The organism is Pediococcus sp. M21F004, assembly GCF_051122535.1.
In the GTDB taxonomy this organism is placed as follows: domain Bacteria; phylum Bacillota; class Bacilli; order Lactobacillales; family Lactobacillaceae; genus Pediococcus; species Pediococcus inopinatus.
Map to the genome: position 1 here is coordinate 379615 of NZ_CP177314.1, position 21118 is coordinate 400732.

Annotated in this window: 22 protein-coding genes; 21 read left to right on the forward strand and 1 reads right to left on the reverse strand. The window is 37.5% G+C overall.

Going from position 1 to position 21118, the window contains the following annotated elements; translation table 11 throughout:
- Positions 1–2: 2 nt before the first annotated feature.
- The 10 genes from ACLHK8_RS02020 to ACLHK8_RS02065 all read left to right on the forward strand — a co-directional run bounded on the left by ACLHK8_RS02020 (position 3) and on the right by ACLHK8_RS02065 (position 9503).
- A complete protein-coding gene (locus tag ACLHK8_RS02020; protein ID WP_057772149.1) occupies positions 3–1067 on the forward strand; it encodes a helix-turn-helix domain-containing protein in 1065 nt (354 codons plus the stop codon).
- Positions 1057–2523, forward strand: coding sequence for a RecQ family ATP-dependent DNA helicase (locus ACLHK8_RS02025; protein WP_082854847.1), 1467 nt, complete (start codon positions 1057–1059; stop codon positions 2521–2523). The genes ACLHK8_RS02020 and ACLHK8_RS02025 overlap by 11 nt, the downstream gene beginning before the upstream one ends.
- Before the next feature lie 60 nt (positions 2524–2583).
- Positions 2584–3225: a LysM peptidoglycan-binding domain-containing protein gene (locus ACLHK8_RS02030; RefSeq protein ID WP_063697504.1), complete on the forward strand. Its 642-nt coding sequence runs from the start codon at positions 2584–2586 to the stop codon at positions 3223–3225.
- 24 nt (positions 3226–3249) lie between these two features.
- On the forward strand, positions 3250–3927 hold the full coding sequence (gene cmk, locus ACLHK8_RS02035; RefSeq protein WP_063697501.1) for a (d)CMP kinase: 678 nt from the start codon (positions 3250–3252) through the stop codon (positions 3925–3927).
- An 83-nt stretch (positions 3928–4010) separates the two neighbouring features.
- Positions 4011–5270: a 30S ribosomal protein S1 gene (gene rpsA / locus ACLHK8_RS02040; RefSeq protein WP_057772158.1), complete on the forward strand. Its 1260-nt coding sequence runs from the start codon at positions 4011–4013 to the stop codon at positions 5268–5270.
- A 72-nt stretch (positions 5271–5342) separates the two neighbouring features.
- A complete protein-coding gene (gene der, locus ACLHK8_RS02045; protein ID WP_063697498.1) occupies positions 5343–6653 on the forward strand; it encodes a ribosome biogenesis GTPase Der in 1311 nt (436 codons plus the stop codon).
- A gap of 208 nt (positions 6654–6861) precedes the next feature.
- Positions 6862–7137, forward strand: a complete 276-nt coding sequence (locus tag ACLHK8_RS02050; protein ID WP_046871107.1) for an HU family DNA-binding protein — start codon at positions 6862–6864, stop codon at positions 7135–7137.
- A gap of 110 nt (positions 7138–7247) precedes the next feature.
- A complete protein-coding gene (locus ACLHK8_RS02055) occupies positions 7248–8516 on the forward strand; it encodes a tetratricopeptide repeat protein (RefSeq protein ID WP_063697495.1) in 1269 nt (422 codons plus the stop codon).
- Positions 8517–8586: 70 nt separating this feature from the next.
- The gene (locus ACLHK8_RS02060; RefSeq protein ID WP_063697492.1) at positions 8587–9006 is read left to right on the forward strand and encodes a GNAT family N-acetyltransferase; all 420 of its coding nucleotides are present in this window, start codon (positions 8587–8589) and stop codon (positions 9004–9006) included.
- A 20-nt stretch (positions 9007–9026) separates the two neighbouring features.
- Positions 9027–9503, forward strand: a complete 477-nt coding sequence (locus tag ACLHK8_RS02065; protein ID WP_063697489.1) for a nucleoside 2-deoxyribosyltransferase — start codon at positions 9027–9029, stop codon at positions 9501–9503.
- A gap of 62 nt (positions 9504–9565) precedes the next feature.
- On the opposite strand, the gene ACLHK8_RS02070 is transcribed toward ACLHK8_RS02065, so the two are convergent.
- Positions 9566–10441 (reverse strand): YitT family protein, encoded by an 876-nt coding sequence (locus tag ACLHK8_RS02070; RefSeq protein WP_320531804.1) that lies wholly within the window; start codon positions 10439–10441, stop codon positions 9566–9568.
- 144 nt (positions 10442–10585) lie between these two features.
- On the opposite strand from ACLHK8_RS02070, the gene ACLHK8_RS02075 reads away from it, so the two are divergent.
- From ACLHK8_RS02075 to ACLHK8_RS02125, 11 genes are all read left to right on the forward strand, one after another.
- Positions 10586–11809: a CCA tRNA nucleotidyltransferase gene (locus ACLHK8_RS02075; RefSeq protein ID WP_063697483.1), complete on the forward strand. Its 1224-nt coding sequence runs from the start codon at positions 10586–10588 to the stop codon at positions 11807–11809.
- A gap of 6 nt (positions 11810–11815) precedes the next feature.
- Positions 11816–13717 carry an ABC-F family ATP-binding cassette domain-containing protein gene (locus ACLHK8_RS02080; RefSeq protein ID WP_320531805.1) on the forward strand — a complete coding sequence of 634 codons (1902 nt, stop codon included), beginning with the start codon at positions 11816–11818 and terminating at the stop codon, positions 13715–13717.
- 18 nt (positions 13718–13735) lie between these two features.
- Positions 13736–14686, forward strand: a complete 951-nt coding sequence (locus tag ACLHK8_RS02085; protein ID WP_063697478.1) for a thymidylate synthase — start codon at positions 13736–13738, stop codon at positions 14684–14686.
- 17 nt (positions 14687–14703) lie between these two features.
- Entirely contained in the window at positions 14704–15219 is a 516-nt protein-coding gene (locus tag ACLHK8_RS02090; protein ID WP_063697475.1) for a dihydrofolate reductase, read from the forward strand.
- Positions 15220–15288: 69 nt separating this feature from the next.
- Positions 15289–16134 carry a DegV family protein gene (locus tag ACLHK8_RS02095; protein ID WP_057772174.1) on the forward strand — a complete coding sequence of 282 codons (846 nt, stop codon included), beginning with the start codon at positions 15289–15291 and terminating at the stop codon, positions 16132–16134.
- Positions 16135–16240: 106 nt separating this feature from the next.
- Positions 16241–17179: an SGNH/GDSL hydrolase family protein gene (locus ACLHK8_RS02100; RefSeq protein WP_057772175.1), complete on the forward strand. Its 939-nt coding sequence runs from the start codon at positions 16241–16243 to the stop codon at positions 17177–17179.
- Positions 17180–17188: 9 nt separating this feature from the next.
- Positions 17189–17794 (forward strand): YpmS family protein, encoded by a 606-nt coding sequence (locus ACLHK8_RS02105; protein WP_057772177.1) that lies wholly within the window; start codon positions 17189–17191, stop codon positions 17792–17794.
- Positions 17795–17804: 10 nt separating this feature from the next.
- Positions 17805–18035: a YozE family protein gene (locus ACLHK8_RS02110; RefSeq protein ID WP_057772179.1), complete on the forward strand. Its 231-nt coding sequence runs from the start codon at positions 17805–17807 to the stop codon at positions 18033–18035.
- Between the two features lie 10 nt (positions 18036–18045).
- Complete coding sequence (locus ACLHK8_RS02115; protein ID WP_063697472.1) at positions 18046–19470, forward strand: S41 family peptidase; 1425 nt, start codon at positions 18046–18048, stop codon at positions 19468–19470.
- 23 nt (positions 19471–19493) lie between these two features.
- Complete coding sequence (ylqF, locus tag ACLHK8_RS02120; protein WP_063697469.1) at positions 19494–20363, forward strand: ribosome biogenesis GTPase YlqF; 870 nt, start codon at positions 19494–19496, stop codon at positions 20361–20363.
- Positions 20341–21117: a ribonuclease HII gene (locus tag ACLHK8_RS02125; protein ID WP_057772184.1), complete on the forward strand. Its 777-nt coding sequence runs from the start codon at positions 20341–20343 to the stop codon at positions 21115–21117. Before ylqF ends, ACLHK8_RS02125 begins: the two co-directional genes overlap by 23 nt.
- Position 21118 lies beyond the last annotated feature (1 nt).

The following is a 21118-nucleotide window of genomic DNA, read 5'->3' on the forward strand; positions in this document are numbered from 1 at the left end:
ATATGGAAAAAGATTTTGATTTCGCAGACTTTTTATTGCAGTTTTATTCACGTTCTGAATGGCGACGCTCAAAAGTTATTTTAAACAATTTAATCGGGAGAAGAACCGTTTCCAATCTTTTTTGGGGAATGCAATACGGTCTTCTGCCTTTTTTTAATTTGTTCCCTAAACTAAAGCAAGATACCTTTGATCATTATCAAAAATATCTTGCGCAAACTAATTTAATTCAGATCCATGATACAGAAGCTCAGCTTACTCAAGCGGGGCAACAACGTAAAGAGGCTAAGCAAAAAGCTTTTCTTCGATATAAATTCAGCGGAATTGGTCTGTATACAAATTTAACAGTTATTCAAGACTGTCTAAATCTAAGTGTGCAAATCACTTCTGAATTTGCGTATCAAAACAATCGTTATTACCCGTTGCAGTATTCGGGACGTGTGATGAATTTTTGTAAACGCTGGTTTCATATAAATAGTACTCAAAAATTTCCTGATGAATTTCACGCGGAACTCACGGAATTCTTGGAAACTCTTAATTCAAAAGATGCTGACGTCTTTGTAGCCGGCTTTGTTGGTCATAATACTTTTGGACTTACAGATCAACAGATTGAAACTAATTTAAACCTAACCTCGTTTGAATGGCAGTTAAAAACCTTGGACCTTATTACCCAATTTATCCGGTGGTCCTCTGATGGACACCAGATAAATCATCCTCTCTGTACTCAGTTAATTACACCCTGGCTTAACGACTCACCACTTTCTATGAGTAGTGCAACAACCTATCAGCAGTTTTTGAATAATTATACTATTGAGATGATTGCTCAAAAGCGTAAGGTTAAGGTTAATACTATAAGAGAACACTTGCTGGAAGCTGCCATTTTAAAGAACAATTTTCCTTTTCAATCGTTTTTATCAAAGCCGCTTCCAGATAAGTTACATAAATATTTACAGGATAACGCGAGTGGAAAATGGCAATTTACAGATGTTACAGAATTAGCACCAGAAATTTCTTTTTTTGAATTTCGTTTATTACAAATTCGAGAGGTTAAATCCAAAAATGATGATTAATAACGAGCACATTTACCAAAAGCTTCAACAAAAATTTGGATTCACAGAATTTAAATCCGGACAATTAGAAATTATTCAACGACTTTGTGAACAAGAAAATGTGCTTGCTGTTTTGCCTACAGGTACTGGTAAATCTTTAATTTATCAATTATTTGGTTATTTAATTGAACGACCTGTTATTGTAATCTCACCATTAATTTCTTTAATTGATGATCAAGTTGCTCGTTTAAATCGGCTAGGTGAAAAACGAGTTATAGGGCTAACTTCAAAGCTCGACCATAATCAACGGCAATTTGCTTTGAACCATCTTCGAAATTATCGATTCATCTATGTTTCCCCTGAAATGGCAGATCAACCGGATGTACAACTACAACTGAGCAAAATTAATTGTGGTTTGTTTGTTGTGGACGAAGCCCATTGTCTGTCTCAGTGGGGACCTGATTTTCGGCCAGCCTACTTAAAATTAAAGGATCTCGTTCGCCAAGTCGGATCTCCAACTACTTTAATGTTAACTGCCACTGCTAAAGCTACAGTTAGAGAAGATATTATTAAAAAAATGGGGTTTGCTTCGACAGAGGTTAGTCAAGTTGTTCATTCAGTTGATCGACCAAACATTTTTTTAGAAATTGAACATTGTACATCTTCTTCAGAAAAAAATGAAAAATTATTAGATTTAGTTTCTTTACTCAAGGGACCCGGAATTATTTATTTTTCTAGCAAAAAAGTCGCTAATCAGATCTCTGAGTTAATTGCACAAAAAACTGATCGGGAAGTTGCTGCGTATCATGCGGACATTGATCTCCAGGATCGCTACCGAATTCAACAACAATTTATGCATGGAAATATTGATTTAATATGTGCCACTAGTGCTTTTGGAATGGGAATTGATAAAAACAATGTACGGTTCGTTATTCATTACCACATGCCCGGAAACTTGGAAAACTATCTACAAGAAATTGGTCGTGCTGGCCGTGATCAAAAAGCTAGTATCGCAATCTTACTTTATGCTCCTGGAGATGAATATATCCCAAGCACTTTAAACTTGGCAGGAACTCCAAGTGCAGCAAATATTCAAACTTTCTTTGCCAGACCAGAAAGTCGTGCTTCTTTTGATGAGGATCAACGACAGTTGCTTGACTATTATCGTGATCAAAACAACACTTCGGAAGAAGTTACACAAATTTTCCAGACACGACAACTAGCAAAACAGGTTAGTTTAACCAGTATGTTAGATTTCGTTAATGAAACAGGTTGTCTACGCACAAAACTGCTTGCCTATTTTGATGAACAGTTTGGCGACCATTCTTCAAGTTGTTGTGGCATTGATAATGCTTCGGAAAAGGTTAGTCAGCTTAAATTGGACTGGGAACCTGTCAAAAAGGATTCGAAAAACTCAAAAACTGGATTAATACCATGGAAAATAAGGCTTGAAAACTTATTCCCGTCAAAAAAATGAACACGTTTTTTTATCAATATGTTACAATTGTTCTGGTAGTTTTTTCTAGGAGGAATAAAAATGAATCAAAATAATGGTAATGATTCTGAAAACGAGCACAAAGACAGTAAACAACCTGATACAGAGCACTTTACAACTGATAAGCCTTCAAGAAGTGCAAGTCGAAAATCACATCGATACACAAAGCTAATAATTACTTTAGTAGGTATCGTAATTGTTTTACTATTTATTTCACCAATTGTGGTTTATAAATACAATCAGAATAATTTTAATCGACCACAAACTGATGCTCAAATTGCTTCCTCCAAAAAAAAGGCTAGTGCTTCTAGCCAAAAAATTGCAGATGCATCTGCCGAAAAAGCATCAAAAAAGGCAGCAAGTTCTGTTAGTGAAAGTAAATCGAAGGCACAAAGTACTTCAAGTGAAAAGGCCAAAAGTAGTTCTTTAGCTGAATCTAGTTCTAAAGCCAAAGCTAGTTCTAAAGCATCAGAATCTAGTTCGAGTTCAAGCAGTTCAAGTTCAAGTAGTTCAAGCTCAAGCAGTTCAAGCGGCACAAATAAAAAATATGTCACAGTTCCGGCTGGAGAAGGATTATACAGAATCGCTGTCAACAATGGGATTACGCAACAAAAATTAATGGAACTAAATGGCTTAACAAGTAGTTCCGAATTAACACCTGGTCAACGTTTGCGCGTAAAATAATTAAATAAGGGGTCGTTTTATAACATGGAAATGCAAAATATCCAGGTTGCAATTGATGGACCAGCATCTGCTGGAAAAAGTACGGTTGCCAAACTAGTAGCAACCGCGTTTGGCTATATCTACTGTGATACTGGTGCCATGTATCGAGCAGTAACATTACAAGCTATGCATGACAAAATTGAACTCACCAATGAGTCCGCAATCTTAGCAATGCTAAAACAGATAGAAATAGTTTTTAAACCTGGTGATCCAGTCCAGCATGTTTTTGTAAATGATTCAGAAGTTACGGAAGCCATCCGGCAACCTGAAATTACAAATGCAGTTTCAACAGTTGCCAGTTTACCCAGCATTAGAACTGAATTGGTTGCCCGTCAACGAGACATTGCATCTCAAAGTAACATTGTGATGGACGGACGTGATATTGGGACCGCAGTTTTGCCTAACGCACAAGTGAAGATTTTTTTGATTGCCAGCGTTGATGAACGTGCGGAGCGTCGATATAAAGAAAATATCGCCAAAGGAATTAATACATCTTTGTCAAAATTAAAAGATGAGATTGAAACGCGGGATCGAAAAGATTCAACTAGAAAAACATCTCCGCTGACTAAAGCCGCTGATGCCATTGAAGTTGATACAACCTCAATGAACATTGAACAGGTTGTAAAAGAGATTACTAAAATTATTAATAAAAAAATAAAATAAGGATTCTAATTTATTTAACTAGCTTTTATTGTCAATTTCAGCTATGATAGATTAGTATAGTGTTCTTAAGGAGGAAATTCGTAATGAGCGAAAACGAATCAGGTCAAAATAATGATTTATTAAACGCACTTAATAGTGTGGAAGAAGTAAAAATTGGTGATGTCGTAACTGGAGAGGTTTTAGACATTGACGATGACAAACAAGCTATTGTAGGTATTGAAGGTACCGGTGTTGAAGGTGTTGTTCCATTGCGTGAGCTTTCAACTGCTCATATCGATGATATTAACGATGCTGTTAAAATTGGTGACAAGTTGGATCTTGTTGTTGTTTCAAAAATTGGAAACGACAAAGAGGGCGGCAGTTACTTACTTTCTCACAAACGTATCGAAGCCCGCAAAGTTTGGGACGATATTCAGAAAAAAGCTGACGATGGTGAAGAAATTGAAGCACCTGTTACACAAGTTGTAAAGGGTGGTTTAGTGGTTGACGCTGGCGTTCGTGGATTTATTCCTGCTTCAATGATTGAAGATCGTTACGTTGAAGATCTTAACGTTTATAAAGGTCAGACTTTAAAACTAAAAATTGTTGAAGTCGATCCAGCAGAAAACCGATTGATCTTATCCCATAAAGCTATTGTCCAAGCAGAGAATGCAGCTAAACGACAAGAATTAATGGAACATTTACAGGCTGGAGATATCGTTGAAGGTACTGTGGCTCGTTTAACTAACTTTGGTGCTTTTGTGGACCTTGGCGGTGTTGATGGATTAGTTCATGTATCTGAAATTGCTTACGAGCATGTAAACAAGCCTTCAGATAAGTTAAAAGTTGGCGAAAAGATTAATGTTAAAGTTCTTTCAATCGATGAAGATCGTGGACGAATTTCATTATCATTAAAACAAACTTTGGCTGGTCCTTGGGATGACATTGAGGAAAAAGCTGCTGCTGGTTCCGTTCTTGAAGGTACAGTACGTCGCTTAACTGACTTTGGTGCTTTTGTTGAAGTATTCCCAGGTGTTGAAGGTTTAGTTCACATTTCTCAGATTTCTCATGAACATATCGAGAATCCAAGTGATGTGTTAAAAACTGGCGACAAAATTAAAGTTAAGGTTTTGGAAGTTCATCCAGATGCTCATCGTTTGGCACTTTCGATTAAGGCTTTGGAAGAAGCTCCTAAGTCTGCTGAACCAAAACGTAGCTCTAATAATAACAGTAAACCTCGTAGCAAACGTCCAGCAGCAAATAACTACCGGAATGATGCTCCAGAGGAAAGTACTGGATTTACATTAGGCGACTTAATTGGTAAAGCACTCCAAGATAGCCAAGACGATAATGACGAAAAGTAATTTAAAATAACAATTACTGAGGCTGTGATTATTTCACAGCCTTTTTTATAAACAAGAAAGTGAGGTTTTACTATGGCAAACCCTGTTGTTGCCATTGTTGGCCGTCCCAATGTGGGAAAATCAACAATTTTTAATCGGGTTGTTGGCGATCGAATTTCGATTGTTGAAGATACTCCCGGTGTTACGCGTGACCGAATTTATGCACATAGTGAATGGATTGGACACGAATTTAGTGTGATTGATACTGGTGGTATTGACATCAGTGATGAACCATTTGTTAACCAGATTCAAGACCAGGCCGAAATTGCAATTGATGAAGCTGATGTTATTGTCTTTTTGGTAAGTGTTAAAGAAGGAATAACTGACGCTGATGAAAAAGTAGCGCGAATTCTATATAAGGCTGATAAACCTGTTATTCTGGCCGTTAATAAGGCCGATAATGCAGAATTAAGACAACAAATTTATGATTTTTACAGCCTTGGCTTTGGGGATCCTTACCCAATTTCTGGTAGTCATGGACTTGGTTTGGGTGATTTATTAGACGCGGTTGTTAAAGAGTTTCCAGATGTACCAAAAGAGGAAGACGACGATTCAATTCGTTTCAGTTTGATTGGTCGCCCTAACGTAGGGAAGTCTTCACTTGTAAATGCAATTTTGGGTGAAGACCGTGTTATTGTATCTGATATTGCTGGGACAACCCGTGATGCCATCGATACTAAATTTACAACGCCTGAGGGTCATGAATTTACCATGGTAGATACGGCCGGAATGCGTAAAAAAGGAAAAGTTTACGAAAACACCGAAAGATATAGTGTTATGCGTGCGATGAAGGCCATTGATAATAGCAATGTGGTTCTAGTCGTTTTAAATGCTGAGGAGGGGATTCGTGAGCAAGATAAACGAATTGCCGGATACGCACATGAAGCTGGCCGAGGGATTATCATTGTTGTCAATAAATGGGACACTTTAAAGAAAGATAATCATACGCTTCATGAATTTGAAATGGGGATTCGTGAACAATTCGCTTATCTTAGCTATGCGCCAATAATCTTTGTTTCGGCGATTACTAACCAGCGACTTTCGCAACTTCCTGAACTCATTGAAAAGGTTGATCAAAACCATCGTCGCCGTGTGCAATCTTCTACACTTAACGACGTGTTAATGGACGCAATCGCCATTAATCCAACCCCTAGTGACAACGGCAAGCGTCTCCGAGTATACTATGGTACGCAGGTAAGTACTGAGCCTCCTACATTTGTCATTTTTGTAAATGATCCAGAAATGATGCATTTTTCATACGAACGTTTCTTAGAAAATCGAATTCGTGAGGCTTTCGACTTTTCTGGAACGCCTGTGCACTTAATTGAGCGACGACGTAAGTAATTCTTAAAAATCTCGTTATTTTTTAAGAAAATGGTTACTTATTTTGACGAATCACACTAAAAGCCTTGTCATATCAGTCTTCCTGTGATATCTTTGAAATTGAAATAATACCGTTCAGGGTTATTGTTTCGTCATTTTTGGACCACTCAAAAATGACAAATTGATGACTAGTTCATCAATTCAATTTTACCTAGGAGGTGAATTCATAATGGCAAACAAAGCTCAATTAGTAGATGATGTTGCATCAAAAACTGGTTTAACTAAAAAGGACGCTGCTGCAGCTGTTGACGCTGTCTTCGGTTCAGTACAATCCACTTTAGCTAAAGGTGAAAAGGTACAATTGATCGGTTTTGGTAACTTCGAGGTACGTCAGCGTGCTGCTCGTAAGGGCCGTAACCCACAAACTGGTAAGGAGATTCAAATTCCTGCTAGCAAAGTTCCTGCATTTAAGCCAGGAAAAGCATTGAAGGATGCTGTTAAATAATCTTTCAAACATTTTTATTTAGAAATCCAACATAGCGTAAGTTATGTTGGATTTTTTTGATAAAAACGCATAGTATGAAGATACTTATTTTTTGTTGAAAGGTGGATACCATGAGCTATTCAGAACAAGTTTTAGAGAAATTTGAGGCCGGCAATATTGAAGAAGGTAATCGTCTATACGGATGGGCATTGAGAAAAGATGATGACGACACCCTAAATAGTCTAGCTGAAGAATTATATGGTCTCGGTTTTGATGGAAAAGCTAAGCGTATATATGAGAATCTATTAAAAAAATATCCCCAAGAAGACACTCTGCGCGTTAATTTAGCTGATATTGAAATTGGACAGGGGAATACGGATGCTGCACTGCAACAACTTGCGCAGGTTAAGCCAGATTCGGATGCTTATCTGCAATCCTTGCTTGTTTCCGCAGATCTATATCAAACTGAGGAGCTTTACGAGGTAAGTGAACAAAAGCTCTTAGAAGCCGAAAAATTGGCTCCTGACGAGCAGGTTGTTTTATTTGCGCTCGCAGAATTCTACAACATGATGCAAAATTACAAAAAAGCGACTGTTTATTACTTAACTTTAGTTAAACAAGGGGTCTTACGTCTGTCCTCAGTAAATTTAGTTGCCCGCTTAGCAGCTGCCTATGCTGGAATGGGAAAATTTGAAACAAGTATGGCCTATTTTGAGCAAATTAAAGATATCGATAAGACTCCTGATATCTTATTCCAACAAGGATTTGTTTATTTGCAATTAAAAAATTACCCGGAAGCTATTGATATGCTAACCCAGCTTCGTGATACCAATCAAGATTATGTTTCATTGTATCCGGTCTTGGCAGAAGCTCAAGAAAACAATGGGGACAATGAAGCTGCCTATAAAACGATTCAAGAGGGTATTAGCTTTGACGAGTATAACGAAGATCTTTTTTCTCAGGCAGCACGTTTGGCCACACAATTACAAAAATATGATGATGCAGAACACTATCTAAAAGAAGCCATTAAAATCAACCCTGAACAGATGCGTGCGGTTGTTCAACTTAGCAACTTATTTATTCAACAACAACGCTATCAAGATAATGATGATTTGTTACAACCTTATATTCAAGAAAATGACTTGGACCCTCAGATTTATTGGAATATCGCTGTTTCTGAAGAACATCTAGAAAACTTTAAAGAGGCCCAAAATGCCTATCAAAATGCATTTCCATTTTTCACAAACAATTCTGACTTTTTGCATGCCGCAATTTATTTTTTCCGCCAAATTGGTTTAGAAGATTGGACTGTTAAATCTTTAAGAGCCTACCTAAAACTTGTCCCTGATGATCAGGAGCTCAGTTTGATGTTAGAAGATTATGAGGAAAATGGCTTTTGAGTATTGCAAGTGTTTTGTGCTAAGATAGAAGCCGTTAATTAAATTCATAAACTTTATTGAGGTAAAAAACATGTCTACTGAGCAATATAAAATAAAAACCTATTCACCAAAATTCGCGAAAAAAACAGTTACCGTTATGCGCAAAGTTTCACAACGTACTTTTGGAAGCCTTGGGACTGATAATTTTGACGACCAGGTTAGCCATTTTAAAAATGTCTTGGCTAAAAAGTATGAAATGCGCATTGTGACAAGCTTTAATGAACGGGTCATTTACGGAGTAGCTATTTTTAGCAAAACTGAGCTAATTGATCTGCTTGTGGATCCTATGAAAAAAGGACTCGGCATATCTACTGAGCTTATCGATATTGTAAAAAACCAAAGCAACGGGACACTTAGCTGTACAACAAAGAGTCGGCAATTAGCAGACTTTTTACAGAAGAATGGATTTAAACCTACGACCCATAACCAATTTGTTTGGCAAGAAAATTAGTTTCATAAAAGGAGATCCCGATGAGCAATCAAATTTACCTAGCAGCACCTTTTTTTAGTCCTGTTCAAAAAGAACATATTCAAACTGTCCAAAAACTTTTGGGACAGAATCCAACCTTAAACGCTGAAAAAATATTCATTCCCATGGAACATCAAATGGAAAGCGAAGAGTTCGGGTCATTCCGTTGGCAAACAGGTGTTTTTGGAAGCGATATGCGCCAGGTTCATCGAGCTGATGCGGTAGTTGCCATTTTGGATTATAAAAAAGACACTGATGGCATTAATCAACCTGACAGTGGGACTATTTTTGAAATTGGGGCAGCTTTTGAAGCAAACATTCCTGTAATCATGGTTCAATTTGAACATGATCAAGAATTAAACTTAATGCTTTCCAGAAGTTATACGGCATTTTTTAATGGGAACGACGAGATAAAAAAATTAGCAACTTACAATTTTAATGACCTACCAACCATTTTTAGCGACGTTAAAGTCTTTTAATAAAAATATACGAAACCTTCAAAATTTTTTTGAAGAGTTTCGTATATTTTTTTAGGTATTATTTAACTAATTTTCTTTCCAGTGGGTGAATCATAAGTAAAGCCTTCACCAATTACCTCATGAACGTCTACGACCGAGATAAAAGCATGTGGGTCAAGATCATCTACAATTCTTTTTGCTTCACTTAATTCATTTGGTGCTAAGACACAAAAAAACATTTTCTTTTTATCTTTTGAATAAGCTCCTTGGACATGCACAAAACTAGCGCCTCTTTGTAATTGCTCCATTAACTCATCCGCAATTAACTGATAGTTATCACTAATGACTAAGATTCCACGGGCAGCATAAGAGCCAACCTGAGTAAATGTAACAATTCTAGAAAATACAAACGCGGCCAAAAGGGTATACATCATCTGACGGATATCAATATAGCAAAGAGAAATCGTCAACACCACCGCATCCAGTGCAAAAAGGGTTTGTCCCATTGGTACACCACGTTTTTGCTCAATGATTCTAGCAATTACGTCCGTTCCGCCAGTAGTCCCGCCAAATCGGTAGACAAGACCACTTCCAAAACCGCCAGCGAGACCAGCTAAAATACCCGCAATAAACATATCATGACCAATATCGATATTAATTGGCACTCTTTGCCAGATCCAAAGACACATAGATAACATCAAAGTACCAAAGATTGTATAGTACAGGGCTCGTTTCCCTAAAAAACGATAGCCAATTGCCAACAAAGGAATATTAATTAAAATGGTCGAATAGGCTGGATCAATACGAAATAACGCTCTAAAAATAAGCGTAATTCCAGTTGCGCCACCCTCGGCTAAATGGTTGGGAATATTAATAGCCGCCAGACCAAGTCCATATAGACAGCAACCAAGAAAAATCATAAATAAATCTTTAAATTGAATCGATTCTTTTTTTGCCATATTTTTCACCTGCTTTACCCCAATATCATAACATATTCATTGATCTAACTGATTGCAACTATTTTTAAAAAATACCATATTCTGTTAATATTGAACGTAGGTTTAAATTTAAAATTCTTAAAAGTTTAGGTTGGCGAATTGTGTATGCAAATTAAAGAGTTACCAAAAGAGTTTATTACCGCACGTCCCATTCTTCAAACAATTGAAAAGGCCGGCTATGAGGCTTATTTTGTTGGCGGGAGTGTACGCGACACAATTTTGAATGATCATATTCACGATGTTGATATTGCCACTAGTGCTTATCCCTCGGAGGTCAAAGATCTTTTTAAAAAGACTATCAACACGGGAATTAAACATGGTACCGTCATGATTCTTGATCACCAGCAAAAATATGAAGTCACAACGTTTAGAACAGAAAGTGGCTATCAAGATTTTCGTAGACCAGATAAAGTGACCTTTGTTCGTTCTTTGGAAGAGGACCTTAAGCGACGTGATTTTACAGTTAACGCACTTGCCCTCAAGGAAGATGGCACAATCGTCGATCTTTTTTCGGGCTTACAGGATCTTGAAAAACATATTTTAAGAGCAGTGGGCATCCCTGATGAGCGTTTTCATGAAGACGCTCTGCGCATGATGCGCGCCGTCCGGTTTGCCAGTAAACTTGATTTTGTGATTGAAGATAAAACAGAAGCGGCCATTAAACATAACGCACCATTATTAAAAAAAATTGCAGTTGAAAGAATTCTAGTTGAATTTGAAAAGATGATGCTGGGACAAGCAGTCATTCAAGGAGTGAAATACTTCCTGGATACTGGTTTATATAACTATTGTCCCCAGTTTGAAGGCAAACAAGCACCGCTTAGCAAATTATTAGAATTGAATCCAAATAATCGTCTGACTTCAGAATCGCAAGTTTGGTTATTAATTTGTCATACTCTTGAGTTGTCTCCTGAGCAAAGCCGTTCATTTTTACGTGCTTGGAAAACGTCAAATGAATTAATCAACGAAGTAGAAAGTGGAATTCGTTTATTCGATGCCATTGCCAAAAATACTGTCTCTGAAAAACTACTTTTTCGAACTGGTCGAAACGTTCTCGAAGACACTATCAACGTCCTATTCGCAATTAACAGTAAAATAGACACGCAAATGCTTTTGAGTCGGTACGAACATCTTCCTATCAAGTCAACTCATGAACTTGACGTGAATGGCCACGACCTTTTAACGGCCGGAATCATAACGCCCGGCCCTCAAATGGGTATAATCCTTAACTATTTGCTTGAAGGCGTTCTTGTGGGTCAGTTTAAAAACAATCAATCGGAATTACTTTTGGAAGCTCGAAAATATACTTCCAAAAATCCAGAAAGCTGATTATGAATGCAAACTTTAAAAGCTGAAAACTTAACAGAAACATATGGTACTAAAACTCTGTTTGATGGCATTGATTTTTTGATCAACGCCCACGATCGGATTGGTTTGATTGGGACAAACGGTACAGGGAAGACGAGTCTTTTAAACGTCCTTGCAAACATTGATCCACAAGATAGTGGTGAAATTGAGACTCCCAAAAACTACACCGTTGGTTATTTACGGCAGACACCATCTTTAGATGAAAATATGACCATTCTTGATGCTGTATTTGCCGGTTCCCAGGCCGTTTTCAAAACCATCCGTTTTTATGAAGAAGCGTTAGAAAAATATTCTAAAGAACCTGAAAATTCTGAAACTCAACGACAATTTGATCTGGCTGAACAACGCATGAACCAAGAAGACGCGTGGACCGCTGAAAGTGATGTTAAAACAATTTTAACTCAGCTACATATTACTGATCTTAACCAGAAAATTGGAACCTTATCCGGTGGCCAACAAAAAAGGGTTGATCTTGCCCAAACTTTGATTCAAGCACCGGATTTATTAATGTTAGACGAACCAACCAATCATCTTGACTTTGATTCAATTGCTTGGTTAGAAAAATATCTGACAGCTTACAAGGGAGCGTTATTAATCGTTACCCATGATCGTTATTTTCTAGATCAAGTTGCTAACCAGATCTGGGAGCTATCCTTTGGCAAACTAAACCAATATCCTGGTAATTATCAGGCTTATGTAGCTAAAAAGGCTGTCCAAGAAGAACAAGCAGCTTCTCAGTCACAAAAACAACATCAATTGTACAAACAAGAACTTGCTTGGATGCGTCGTGGCCCTCAGGGAAGGGGAACAAAACAACAGGCACGAATTAATCGCTTTGATACATTAAGTGATTCGGTAAATGCTCCAGCCCAAAATACGGACAATATTGCTGTTCAACTCGGACAGCAACGACTAGGAAAAAAAGTGATTTCTTTAAAAGAGGCTTCATTGCGCCTAGGTTCACATTTAATCTTGGACAAGTTTTCTGATCTCATTCAAGCCGATGAACGAGTGGGGATTACGGGAAATAACGGGACCGGAAAATCCACGTTGCTTAATGTCATTGCTGGTCTTATTCCACTAGATTCAGGTGTGATTGACATCGGAGAAACCGTTAAACTGGGATACTATACTCAAAAAATCGAACCAATTCCAGAGGACAAACGCATAATTAACTATCTCAGTGAAGTCGGCGCCGGCGTATTAAATGCAAATGGTGAACGAATTAGTGTCACAAATTTATTGGAACAGTTTCTTTTTCCACGCGCAATGCATGGTACCCTCATTCGGAAACTATCGGGTGGTGAAAAACGCCGGCTATACTTACTAAAAATTCTAATGCAACAACCAAATGTTTTGTTACTGGATGAACCTACAAACGATCTGGATATTGGAACCTTAACCGTCTTAGAAGACTACTTGAGTGGTTTTCACGGAACAGTTATCACTGTTTCTCATGATCGATACTTCTTAGATAAAGTGGCGGATCATTTATTAATTTTTGAAGGTAATGGAAAAATAACCCATTATTCTGGGCAGTTTACCGATTACCTTAGTCATATCAGTGAAGTTCAATCAGACACAGAGAAAGTTGTACCAGTTACTGTTGATGAGCCCGCTTTATCAAAAAAGCCGGCCGTAAAAGAAAAGACTAAATTGACATACGCGGAACAATTAGAATGGCAAACCATTGAAGCAGATATCGATAAATTAGAAACAAAAAAAGCGGCTTGCCAATCAAAAATGAATGACACTGCAGATGATTATGGAAAATTAGCAGATCTTCAAAAAGAAATTGAAGACCTGGACCACCAAATTGATACAAAGATGGCGCGTTGGGAGTATCTGAGCCAATATACAGCGGATTAATCTGAGGAGGAATCACTAATGTTAGAGCAAGCTTACCTGGACTTAGAAGAATATGTTTTGAAAAATGGAAACTATAAAGATGATCGAACGGGAACTGGTACTTATAGCACTTTTGGTTATCAAATGCGGTTTAACTTGGCAGAAGGCTTTCCAATCCTTTCAACCAAAAAAGTTCCTTTTGGTTTAATTAAAAGTGAACTAATGTGGTTCTTACATGGCGATACAAACATCCGTTATTTATTGCAACATCATAACCATATATGGGATGAGTGGGCATTTAAAAAATGGATCGAAAGTGACGTGTACACTGGTCCAGATATGACCGATTTTGGTCGTCGTTCTCTAAAAGATGACAATTTTTCGGTGGCCTATCAGGAACAAAAAAAGATTTTTGATGACAAAATATTGAACGACGATGCTTTTGCTGATGAATTTGGAAATTTAGGAAATGTGTATGGCAGTCAGTGGCGGGCCTGGAAAACTTCCACCGGCGATACAATTGATCAGATTAGCAATGTCATTCAAACCATCAAAAACAATCCTGATTCACGGCGAATGATCGTCTCTGCATGGAATCCAGAAGACGTTCCCACATCAGCTTTGCCCCCTTGTCATACAATGTTTCAATTTTACGTAGTCGATGGAAAGTTGAGTTGTCAGCTTTATCAACGAAGCGGGGATATTTTCCTTGGAATTCCATTTAACATCGCCAGTTATGCTTTATTAACTTGTTTGATTGCTAAAGAAACTGGGCTGGAGCCTGGTGAGTTTATTCACACGCTTGGAGACGCTCATATCTATGCTAATCATATTGAACAAGTTAAGACGCAGCTTTCACGAACACCACGTCCGGCACCAAAATTAATTATTGATAGTCAGGCTAAAAGTATCTTTGATTACGATGTTAAAGATATTCACCTGGAAGGGTACAATCCATATCCAGCAATTAAGGCCCCTGTAGCCGTTTAAACAATGGAGTTGATCGTATGTTAGCATTTATTTGGGCAGAATCTAAAAATGGCGTCATCGGATCACAGAATAAGTTACCTTGGCGGATTCCAGATGACACACGCTATTTTAAACAACTCACAACTAATCATCCAGTTGTGATGGGACGGAAAACTTTTGAATCTTTTGGTGCAAAGGCTTTACCCAACCGTTTAAACATTGTGTTAACACGTCAAACTGATTTAAAAGAGACGAATAATCTTAAAGTGTATCATTCAGTTTCGGAATTTTTAACTGAGTTTAAATCCGATCAACGTTTAATATTTATTATCGGCGGAAAAGAAATTTACCGGCAACTTTACCCTTACGCAGAAATGTTATATCGGACAAGAATTGACAAAGAATACACAGGCGACACGAAAATGATTAACATTGATTATTCCGAGTGGACTCTCGAAGAATCATTGACGGGGGTGGGACCTAAAAAAAATCCAATTCCGCATTTTTTTGAAGTTTATACACGAAATAACACTAAAAATGAGACTAACGAATAATGAAAATGTCAGAATTCTCTGTTATAATCAATTCATAAATATATATCTGTGTAGAAAGTGTGGATTTCAATGTCAAAAGTCAAAATTGTGACTGATTCTTCTTGTGGAATAACCGATCAGGAAGCTCAAGATTATAACGTTACCATCGTGCCTTTAACGGTCATGATCGACGATACAATTTATGTAGAACGTGAAACGATTACAAACGAAGAATTCTTAAATAAAATGCAACATTCAAAAGCACTCCCAAAAACTAGTCAGCCTCCAATTGGCAAGTTTGTTGAGGTGTTTGATAAACTTGGTGAAGACGGTAGCCAAGTTGTTTGTTTTAACATGCTTGAGGCTATTAGTGGTACTGTGCACGCTGCCGAACAGGCTGCACAACTTTCAAAAACAGATGTTATGGTAGTGGACAGTCAAACAACTGACCGTGCGTTAGCTTTTCAAGTTATCGAGGCTGCTAAATTAGCCGAGGCGGGTAAATCACGTGAAGAGATTGTGGCAGCGGCAGCTAATATTCGCGACCACACAAAATTATATATGGGCGTTATGACCCTTGATAATTTAGTTAAGGGCGGCCGAATTAGTCATATGACCGGAATGATTAGTGGTTTGTTAAACATAAAAATCGTCTTGCAAGTAACTGAGGGCGAATTGAAAGTAGTTGCTAAGGGTCGCGGCATGAAGACCATTAGTAAGTTTTTTGATGGAGTCTACGAAAAAATGGCTAAATCACCAAATATCAAAGCCATTGGGATTTCCCATGTGGGGGCTCTTCAAACCATTGCGCCAATTAAAGAAAAAATTCAAGAAATGTTTCCAGATATTAACATCTTGGTTCGTGAAACGGTTCCAATTATCGCGACTCATGGTGGCCCCGGAGCATTTGCCTTAATGTACTATACTGGTGATTAAAAAAGTTACCAAACTTAGCGGGACAATTGGTAGTAGTTATAAAACTGCCTTTTGCCCCGTGTTTATATCATAAGAACCTTAAGCGAGGAGTCTGAAAAAGAGGTTAATGAAAAAAATTACTGATTTAGTGATCATGTTAATTGTGTTTGTTGTTATTGTGGCCTTAGTTGTACTGGGATTAAATTATTACTTTCCGACACATTCAACACAAGACCAATCATCAAAAACAACACACGTTATTCATAAAATCACAAAAGCAAAGAAAAAACAGATTCATATTACTGCACTCGGAGATTCCCTTACTCAAGGGGTTGGGGACAGTAAAAATGAAGGTGGCTATACAAAACGCCTTCAAAAACAGCTCAAAAACAATTATCAGATTAAAGCTAAAGTCGTGAATTACGGTATTTCCGGTGAACGTAGTGATCAAATTTTAAAACGGGTTAAACAAAGTTCTAAACTCCAAAATTCACTCAAGACTTCTGACGCAATTACAATAACTGTAGGGGGAAATGACCTTTTCCAGGCTCTTCAAAAATATTCCACCTCTTCATCTGGTGAGTTTACACTTGCATTAGAAAAATTAAATATTAAGTACGCGACACAAGTTCAAGATCTTTTAAAACAAGTTCGTCATTACAATAAATCTGCACCAATATACGTTGTGGGAATTTACAATCCCTTCTTTGTGTACTTCCCAAATATTACGCAAATTAATCGGGCGGTTACCAACTTTGACGAAACCACTAAGGCGGCAGTATCACAGACCAAATCAGCCTATTTTATCTCAGTTAATAAGTTACTTTCAAGAGGTCAATATCAAAGTGCCAAGTCACTTACAGAGCTCAAACAAAGCTCGACTGCAACCTCGGTAAATGATATGCAAATTAGTAAGGTGGAAAAGAATCTGGAAAATACTAAAGAGAAAAATATCTACCTTTCTAGTAGTGATCATTTTCATCCCAATCCAGCTGGATACGATCAAATGACACGCCTCTTATTACGTAGTTTACGCACGCATGAACAATGGCTTTATAAGAAATGAGAATAGTATATGAAAAATAAAACGGTCGAAACTAAGAAAACAAAGCTAAATATATGGAAATGGGCTTTTATCATCTTATTAGCAATCATTATTGCTTTTGGTATTTTTTTTAAGATGAGAATTGCAAATACTCCAGTCCCAGATTCACAGAACCAAACCACCACAACAAGTGCTAGTTCAATTAACGTAAATCTCAATAAAAACCAGCTAAATGCCTTAATGGCTGCTTATTTAAAGCCATATCAAACAAACAAAAATTTTTCTTATCAACTAAAAGTAAACAAACAAGTTTTCTTAATTGGTAAAGTTAAGGTTTTAGGCAGCAACGTGAATTATGCACTTTCACTAACGCCAACAGTTCAATCATCTGGAAATATTGTTTTGACGGCCAAGCATCTAGCGGTTGGGGCATTGAGCATCTCTCCCAAGCTAGTTCTATCTTATATTGGGTCTAATTATAATTTACCTAAATGGATTCGTATAAAAAATAAAACTATTACATTAAATTTACAGAAAATAAAAACTACTAATGGCGTTTATTTTAAAGCCAAAAAATTAGACATCAAAAATAACCAATTTATTTTCTCTATTAATATCCCAAAACAATCAGACTAGAGGGTTAACTATGAGTGTAAGTAAAACATTTTATCAATTTTTAATGACCCAACGTGATCCAGAAAGTTACGAACCAATCTCGGAATTTGCTAACAACGCTTTTTATGACCAGGCTTTCCCAAAACAATCGACAGATTTTGATGAACTTTCTAAATATTTAGAACTTAACGGTAACTATTTGCCTTCAATGACTATCTTTGATGAAACCTGGCAAAAATACTTAGAATCCAATGTTCACTAAGGAGATTTAAATGGATAAAAAACAACCGAAAACAGTTAAACGCACAACTTTGATTTGGTCCATTATCATTGCCTTATTAGTGGGCGGGGGGATTGCCTACGGTGTCGCATACGTCCAAACTCGTGCGGTCATTTCTCAAGCAGAAACAACCACGGCTTCAATGCAAAAAATTCAAGCGGTTTACGAAACAATTGAGAATAATTACTACAAGCCAGTTAGTTCAAAAAAAGTAACTAATGGAGCAATTAAGGGTATGATTTCTTCCCTTGATGATCCATTTTCTGAATATATGAACGAAACCGAAGCTACCAGCCTGAATAATCAGATTTCATCCAGTTTTTCTGGAATTGGTGCTGAGGTTCAAAAATCAGGACAATATATTAAAATCATTTCACCAATTAAGGGAACACCTGCCAAAAAGGCCGGATTACAACCAGAAGACATAATTACTGCCGTTAACGGAAAATCCATTGCTGGTAAATCAGTGACTGAAGCCGTTAAATTAATGCGTGGAAAAATTGGGACTAAAGTAACCCTCACTGTTAAACGGAATGAAAAATCCTTTACACAAACCTTAACCCGGGCAAAAATTCCCGTTAATACCGTGAATTCACGAGTAATCAACAAAAAAATTGGTTATATCCAGATTACTTCTGTTTCAGAACACACGGCTTCAGAGCTAAAAACTGCCTTAAAACGTTTGGACAAAAAGGGAGTTAAATCTTACGTTTTAGATGTTCGTGATAATCCAGGTGGTCTAATGGATCAAGCATTAAAAATGTCTTCAATGTTCTTGAAGAACGGCAAAACCATTATGAGGGTTCAAGCTAAAACTGGCCAACAACAGGTTTACAAAGCCGGAAAAAAATATGATGGTGGTTATAAAGTAACTAAACCGGTTGCCGTTTTAATGAACGGTGGGAGTGCAAGTGCCGCTGAAATCTTTGCAGGGGCCTTGCATCAATCTGCAGATGCACCATTAATTGGTACCCAATCTTATGGCAAGGGGACTGTCCAAACTGTCAGTGATTTCAAAGATAAGAGTGAAATGAAGATTACGATTGCTAAATGGCTGACCCCAAATGGAAGTTGGATTAACAAAAAGGGGCTTACACCCACATACAAAGCGGACTATCCAAAGTACGCCTACCTACAGTTAATGAACACCAAAAAGACATATAAACTTGGTGACGTTTCTAGTCAAATCAAAACATTACAAAAGGAGCTAAAAGCTTTAGGTTATTTCGAAGACAAAGCTAATGGTTACTTTGGTAAAACAACTCAGACAGCCGTTAAATCTTATCAACAAAAAAACAAGCTGGAAGCAACGGGCACAACGAACGCTAAAACAATCATAAGTGTTGAAACTAAGCTGCAGGCACAGATTGCTAAAAACGATGAAGCACTAAAAAAAGCTGAATCAATTTTAAAATAACTAGTAAAAATTGGAGAAAAATAATGGCAAATATTCAATGGTATCCAGGGCATATGGCCAAGGCAATCCGTCAAATTGAAGAAAAATTACACTTAGTAGATATCGTCTTTGAATTGGTTGACGCACGAATTCCTGAATCGTCTAGAAATCCGATGGTTAAAGAGGTCATTCAACAAAAGCCACATCTATTAGTTTTGACTAAAAGTGATCTTGCTGACCCAGTAATCACTAAGCAGTGGCTAGATTTCTATCAAAGCCAAGGTCAACCCGCTATTGCGGTGGATTCCCGTGCAAGAACAATCGAACGAAGCATTCAAAAGCAAGCTTCAGAAATGCTTGCTAAACGGCTACAAAATCAAACAGATCGTGGTCTGCAACATCAAACTATTCGAGCTGTTTGTGTTGGTATCCCAAACGTCGGAAAATCAACGCTCCTCAATCATTTAGTTAACAAAAAAATCGCTAAAACTGCTGATCGACCGGGGGTCACAAAAAATCAACAATGGTTAAAATCCAATAATGGGTTAGCCCTTTTGGATACTCCTGGTATCTTGTGGCCTAAGTTTGAGGATCAAACGGTTGGACAACGATTGGCATTTACAGGTGCAATCAAGGAAAATCTTTTTGCGAGTGATGATGTTGCATTAATGGGACTTGAAATTTTCAAGAAATCATATTGGCCAATGTTAAAGGCACGTTACAAGCTTAATGAAGATGATCTTTCTCTGTCCACTCCTGATTTACTCCTAAAAATTACTCAATTTTTAGGAATGGGAGAAGATTATGATCGAGCAAGTAATCGCATTATGCTAGATGCCCGAAAAGGAAAACTTGGGCGTTTTACGTTGGATCAAGTTGAGGAATTTAATCATGAAAAAAAGGATAACGATTAAAGAAATTCAATTGCAATTAGCAAACATCACAGAAGAAACGGATCCTATTTTCAAACAATATCAAGCAGATCCGCGGGCAGGGGTTCAGCGACTGCTCAATCAATGTAAAAAAAGGGTATTAAAACATCAGGTTTTAGTGACCCAGTTTCAAAAACGGCTTACGTTGGAAAAATCAGCTTGGGAAAAGGGACTTAATTTAGTCGCCGGTATTGACGAAGTCGGTCGGGGCTGTTTGGCTGGTCCTGTCGTGACAGCTGCGGTTATCTTGCCTCACGATTTTAATTTGATTGAGGTTAACGACTCAAAACAATTGTCAAAACAAACACGGGAACGACTGTATCCTCAAATTATTGAAAAAGCAGTCTCCGTTTCAATTGGTACAGCTAGTCCAGCAACGATTGATCAGCTCAATATTTTACAGGCAACGCGTCAGGCTATGAAAAATGCTGTCCTTCATTTAGCGGTACGGCCTCAACAATTGTTAGTCGATGCCGTTGATATTCCTGTAAATATTCCTAAACAACGGATGTTTAAGGGCGATTCCAAAAGTGCTAGCATTGCTGCAGCTAGTATTGTGGCTAAAGTTTACCGAGATCATTTAATGACTATCTATGATCAGCTCTATCCAGGTTACGATTTCAGTCAAAATGTCGGGTATGGAACTGCTAAACATTTACAAGGTTTAAAAAATCTGGGTACAACGCCTATTCACCGATTGACTTTTTCGCCTGTAACGCATTACGTTAAAAACTAAT

Bases quoted from the DNA above. Each gene is read 5' to 3' on its own strand.
- ACLHK8_RS02020 (WP_057772149.1), top strand. From the start codon at position 3: ATGGAAAAAGATTTTGATTTCGCAGACTTTTTATTGCAGTTTTATTCA.
- ACLHK8_RS02025 (WP_082854847.1), top strand. From the start codon at position 1,057: ATGATGATTAATAACGAGCACATTTACCAAAAGCTTCAACAAAAATTT.
- ACLHK8_RS02030 (WP_063697504.1), top strand. From the start codon at position 2,584: ATGAATCAAAATAATGGTAATGATTCTGAAAACGAGCACAAAGACAGT.
- cmk (WP_063697501.1), top strand. From the start codon at position 3,250: ATGGAAATGCAAAATATCCAGGTTGCAATTGATGGACCAGCATCTGCT.
- rpsA (WP_057772158.1), top strand. From the start codon at position 4,011: ATGAGCGAAAACGAATCAGGTCAAAATAATGATTTATTAAACGCACTT.
- der (WP_063697498.1), top strand. From the start codon at position 5,343: ATGGCAAACCCTGTTGTTGCCATTGTTGGCCGTCCCAATGTGGGAAAA.
- ACLHK8_RS02050 (WP_046871107.1), top strand. From the start codon at position 6,862: ATGGCAAACAAAGCTCAATTAGTAGATGATGTTGCATCAAAAACTGGT.
- ACLHK8_RS02055 (WP_063697495.1), top strand. From the start codon at position 7,248: ATGAGCTATTCAGAACAAGTTTTAGAGAAATTTGAGGCCGGCAATATT.
- ACLHK8_RS02060 (WP_063697492.1), top strand. From the start codon at position 8,587: ATGTCTACTGAGCAATATAAAATAAAAACCTATTCACCAAAATTCGCG.
- ACLHK8_RS02065 (WP_063697489.1), top strand. From the start codon at position 9,027: ATGAGCAATCAAATTTACCTAGCAGCACCTTTTTTTAGTCCTGTTCAA.
- ACLHK8_RS02070 (WP_320531804.1), bottom strand. From the start codon at position 10,441: ATGGCAAAAAAAGAATCGATTCAATTTAAAGATTTATTTATGATTTTT.
- ACLHK8_RS02075 (WP_063697483.1), top strand. From the start codon at position 10,586: ATGCAAATTAAAGAGTTACCAAAAGAGTTTATTACCGCACGTCCCATT.
- ACLHK8_RS02080 (WP_320531805.1), top strand. From the start codon at position 11,816: ATGCAAACTTTAAAAGCTGAAAACTTAACAGAAACATATGGTACTAAA.
- ACLHK8_RS02085 (WP_063697478.1), top strand. From the start codon at position 13,736: ATGTTAGAGCAAGCTTACCTGGACTTAGAAGAATATGTTTTGAAAAAT.
- ACLHK8_RS02090 (WP_063697475.1), top strand. From the start codon at position 14,704: ATGTTAGCATTTATTTGGGCAGAATCTAAAAATGGCGTCATCGGATCA.
- ACLHK8_RS02095 (WP_057772174.1), top strand. From the start codon at position 15,289: ATGTCAAAAGTCAAAATTGTGACTGATTCTTCTTGTGGAATAACCGAT.
- ACLHK8_RS02100 (WP_057772175.1), top strand. From the start codon at position 16,241: ATGAAAAAAATTACTGATTTAGTGATCATGTTAATTGTGTTTGTTGTT.
- ACLHK8_RS02105 (WP_057772177.1), top strand. From the start codon at position 17,189: ATGAAAAATAAAACGGTCGAAACTAAGAAAACAAAGCTAAATATATGG.
- ACLHK8_RS02110 (WP_057772179.1), top strand. From the start codon at position 17,805: ATGAGTGTAAGTAAAACATTTTATCAATTTTTAATGACCCAACGTGAT.
- ACLHK8_RS02115 (WP_063697472.1), top strand. From the start codon at position 18,046: ATGGATAAAAAACAACCGAAAACAGTTAAACGCACAACTTTGATTTGG.
- ylqF (WP_063697469.1), top strand. From the start codon at position 19,494: ATGGCAAATATTCAATGGTATCCAGGGCATATGGCCAAGGCAATCCGT.
- ACLHK8_RS02125 (WP_057772184.1), top strand. From the start codon at position 20,341: ATGAAAAAAAGGATAACGATTAAAGAAATTCAATTGCAATTAGCAAAC.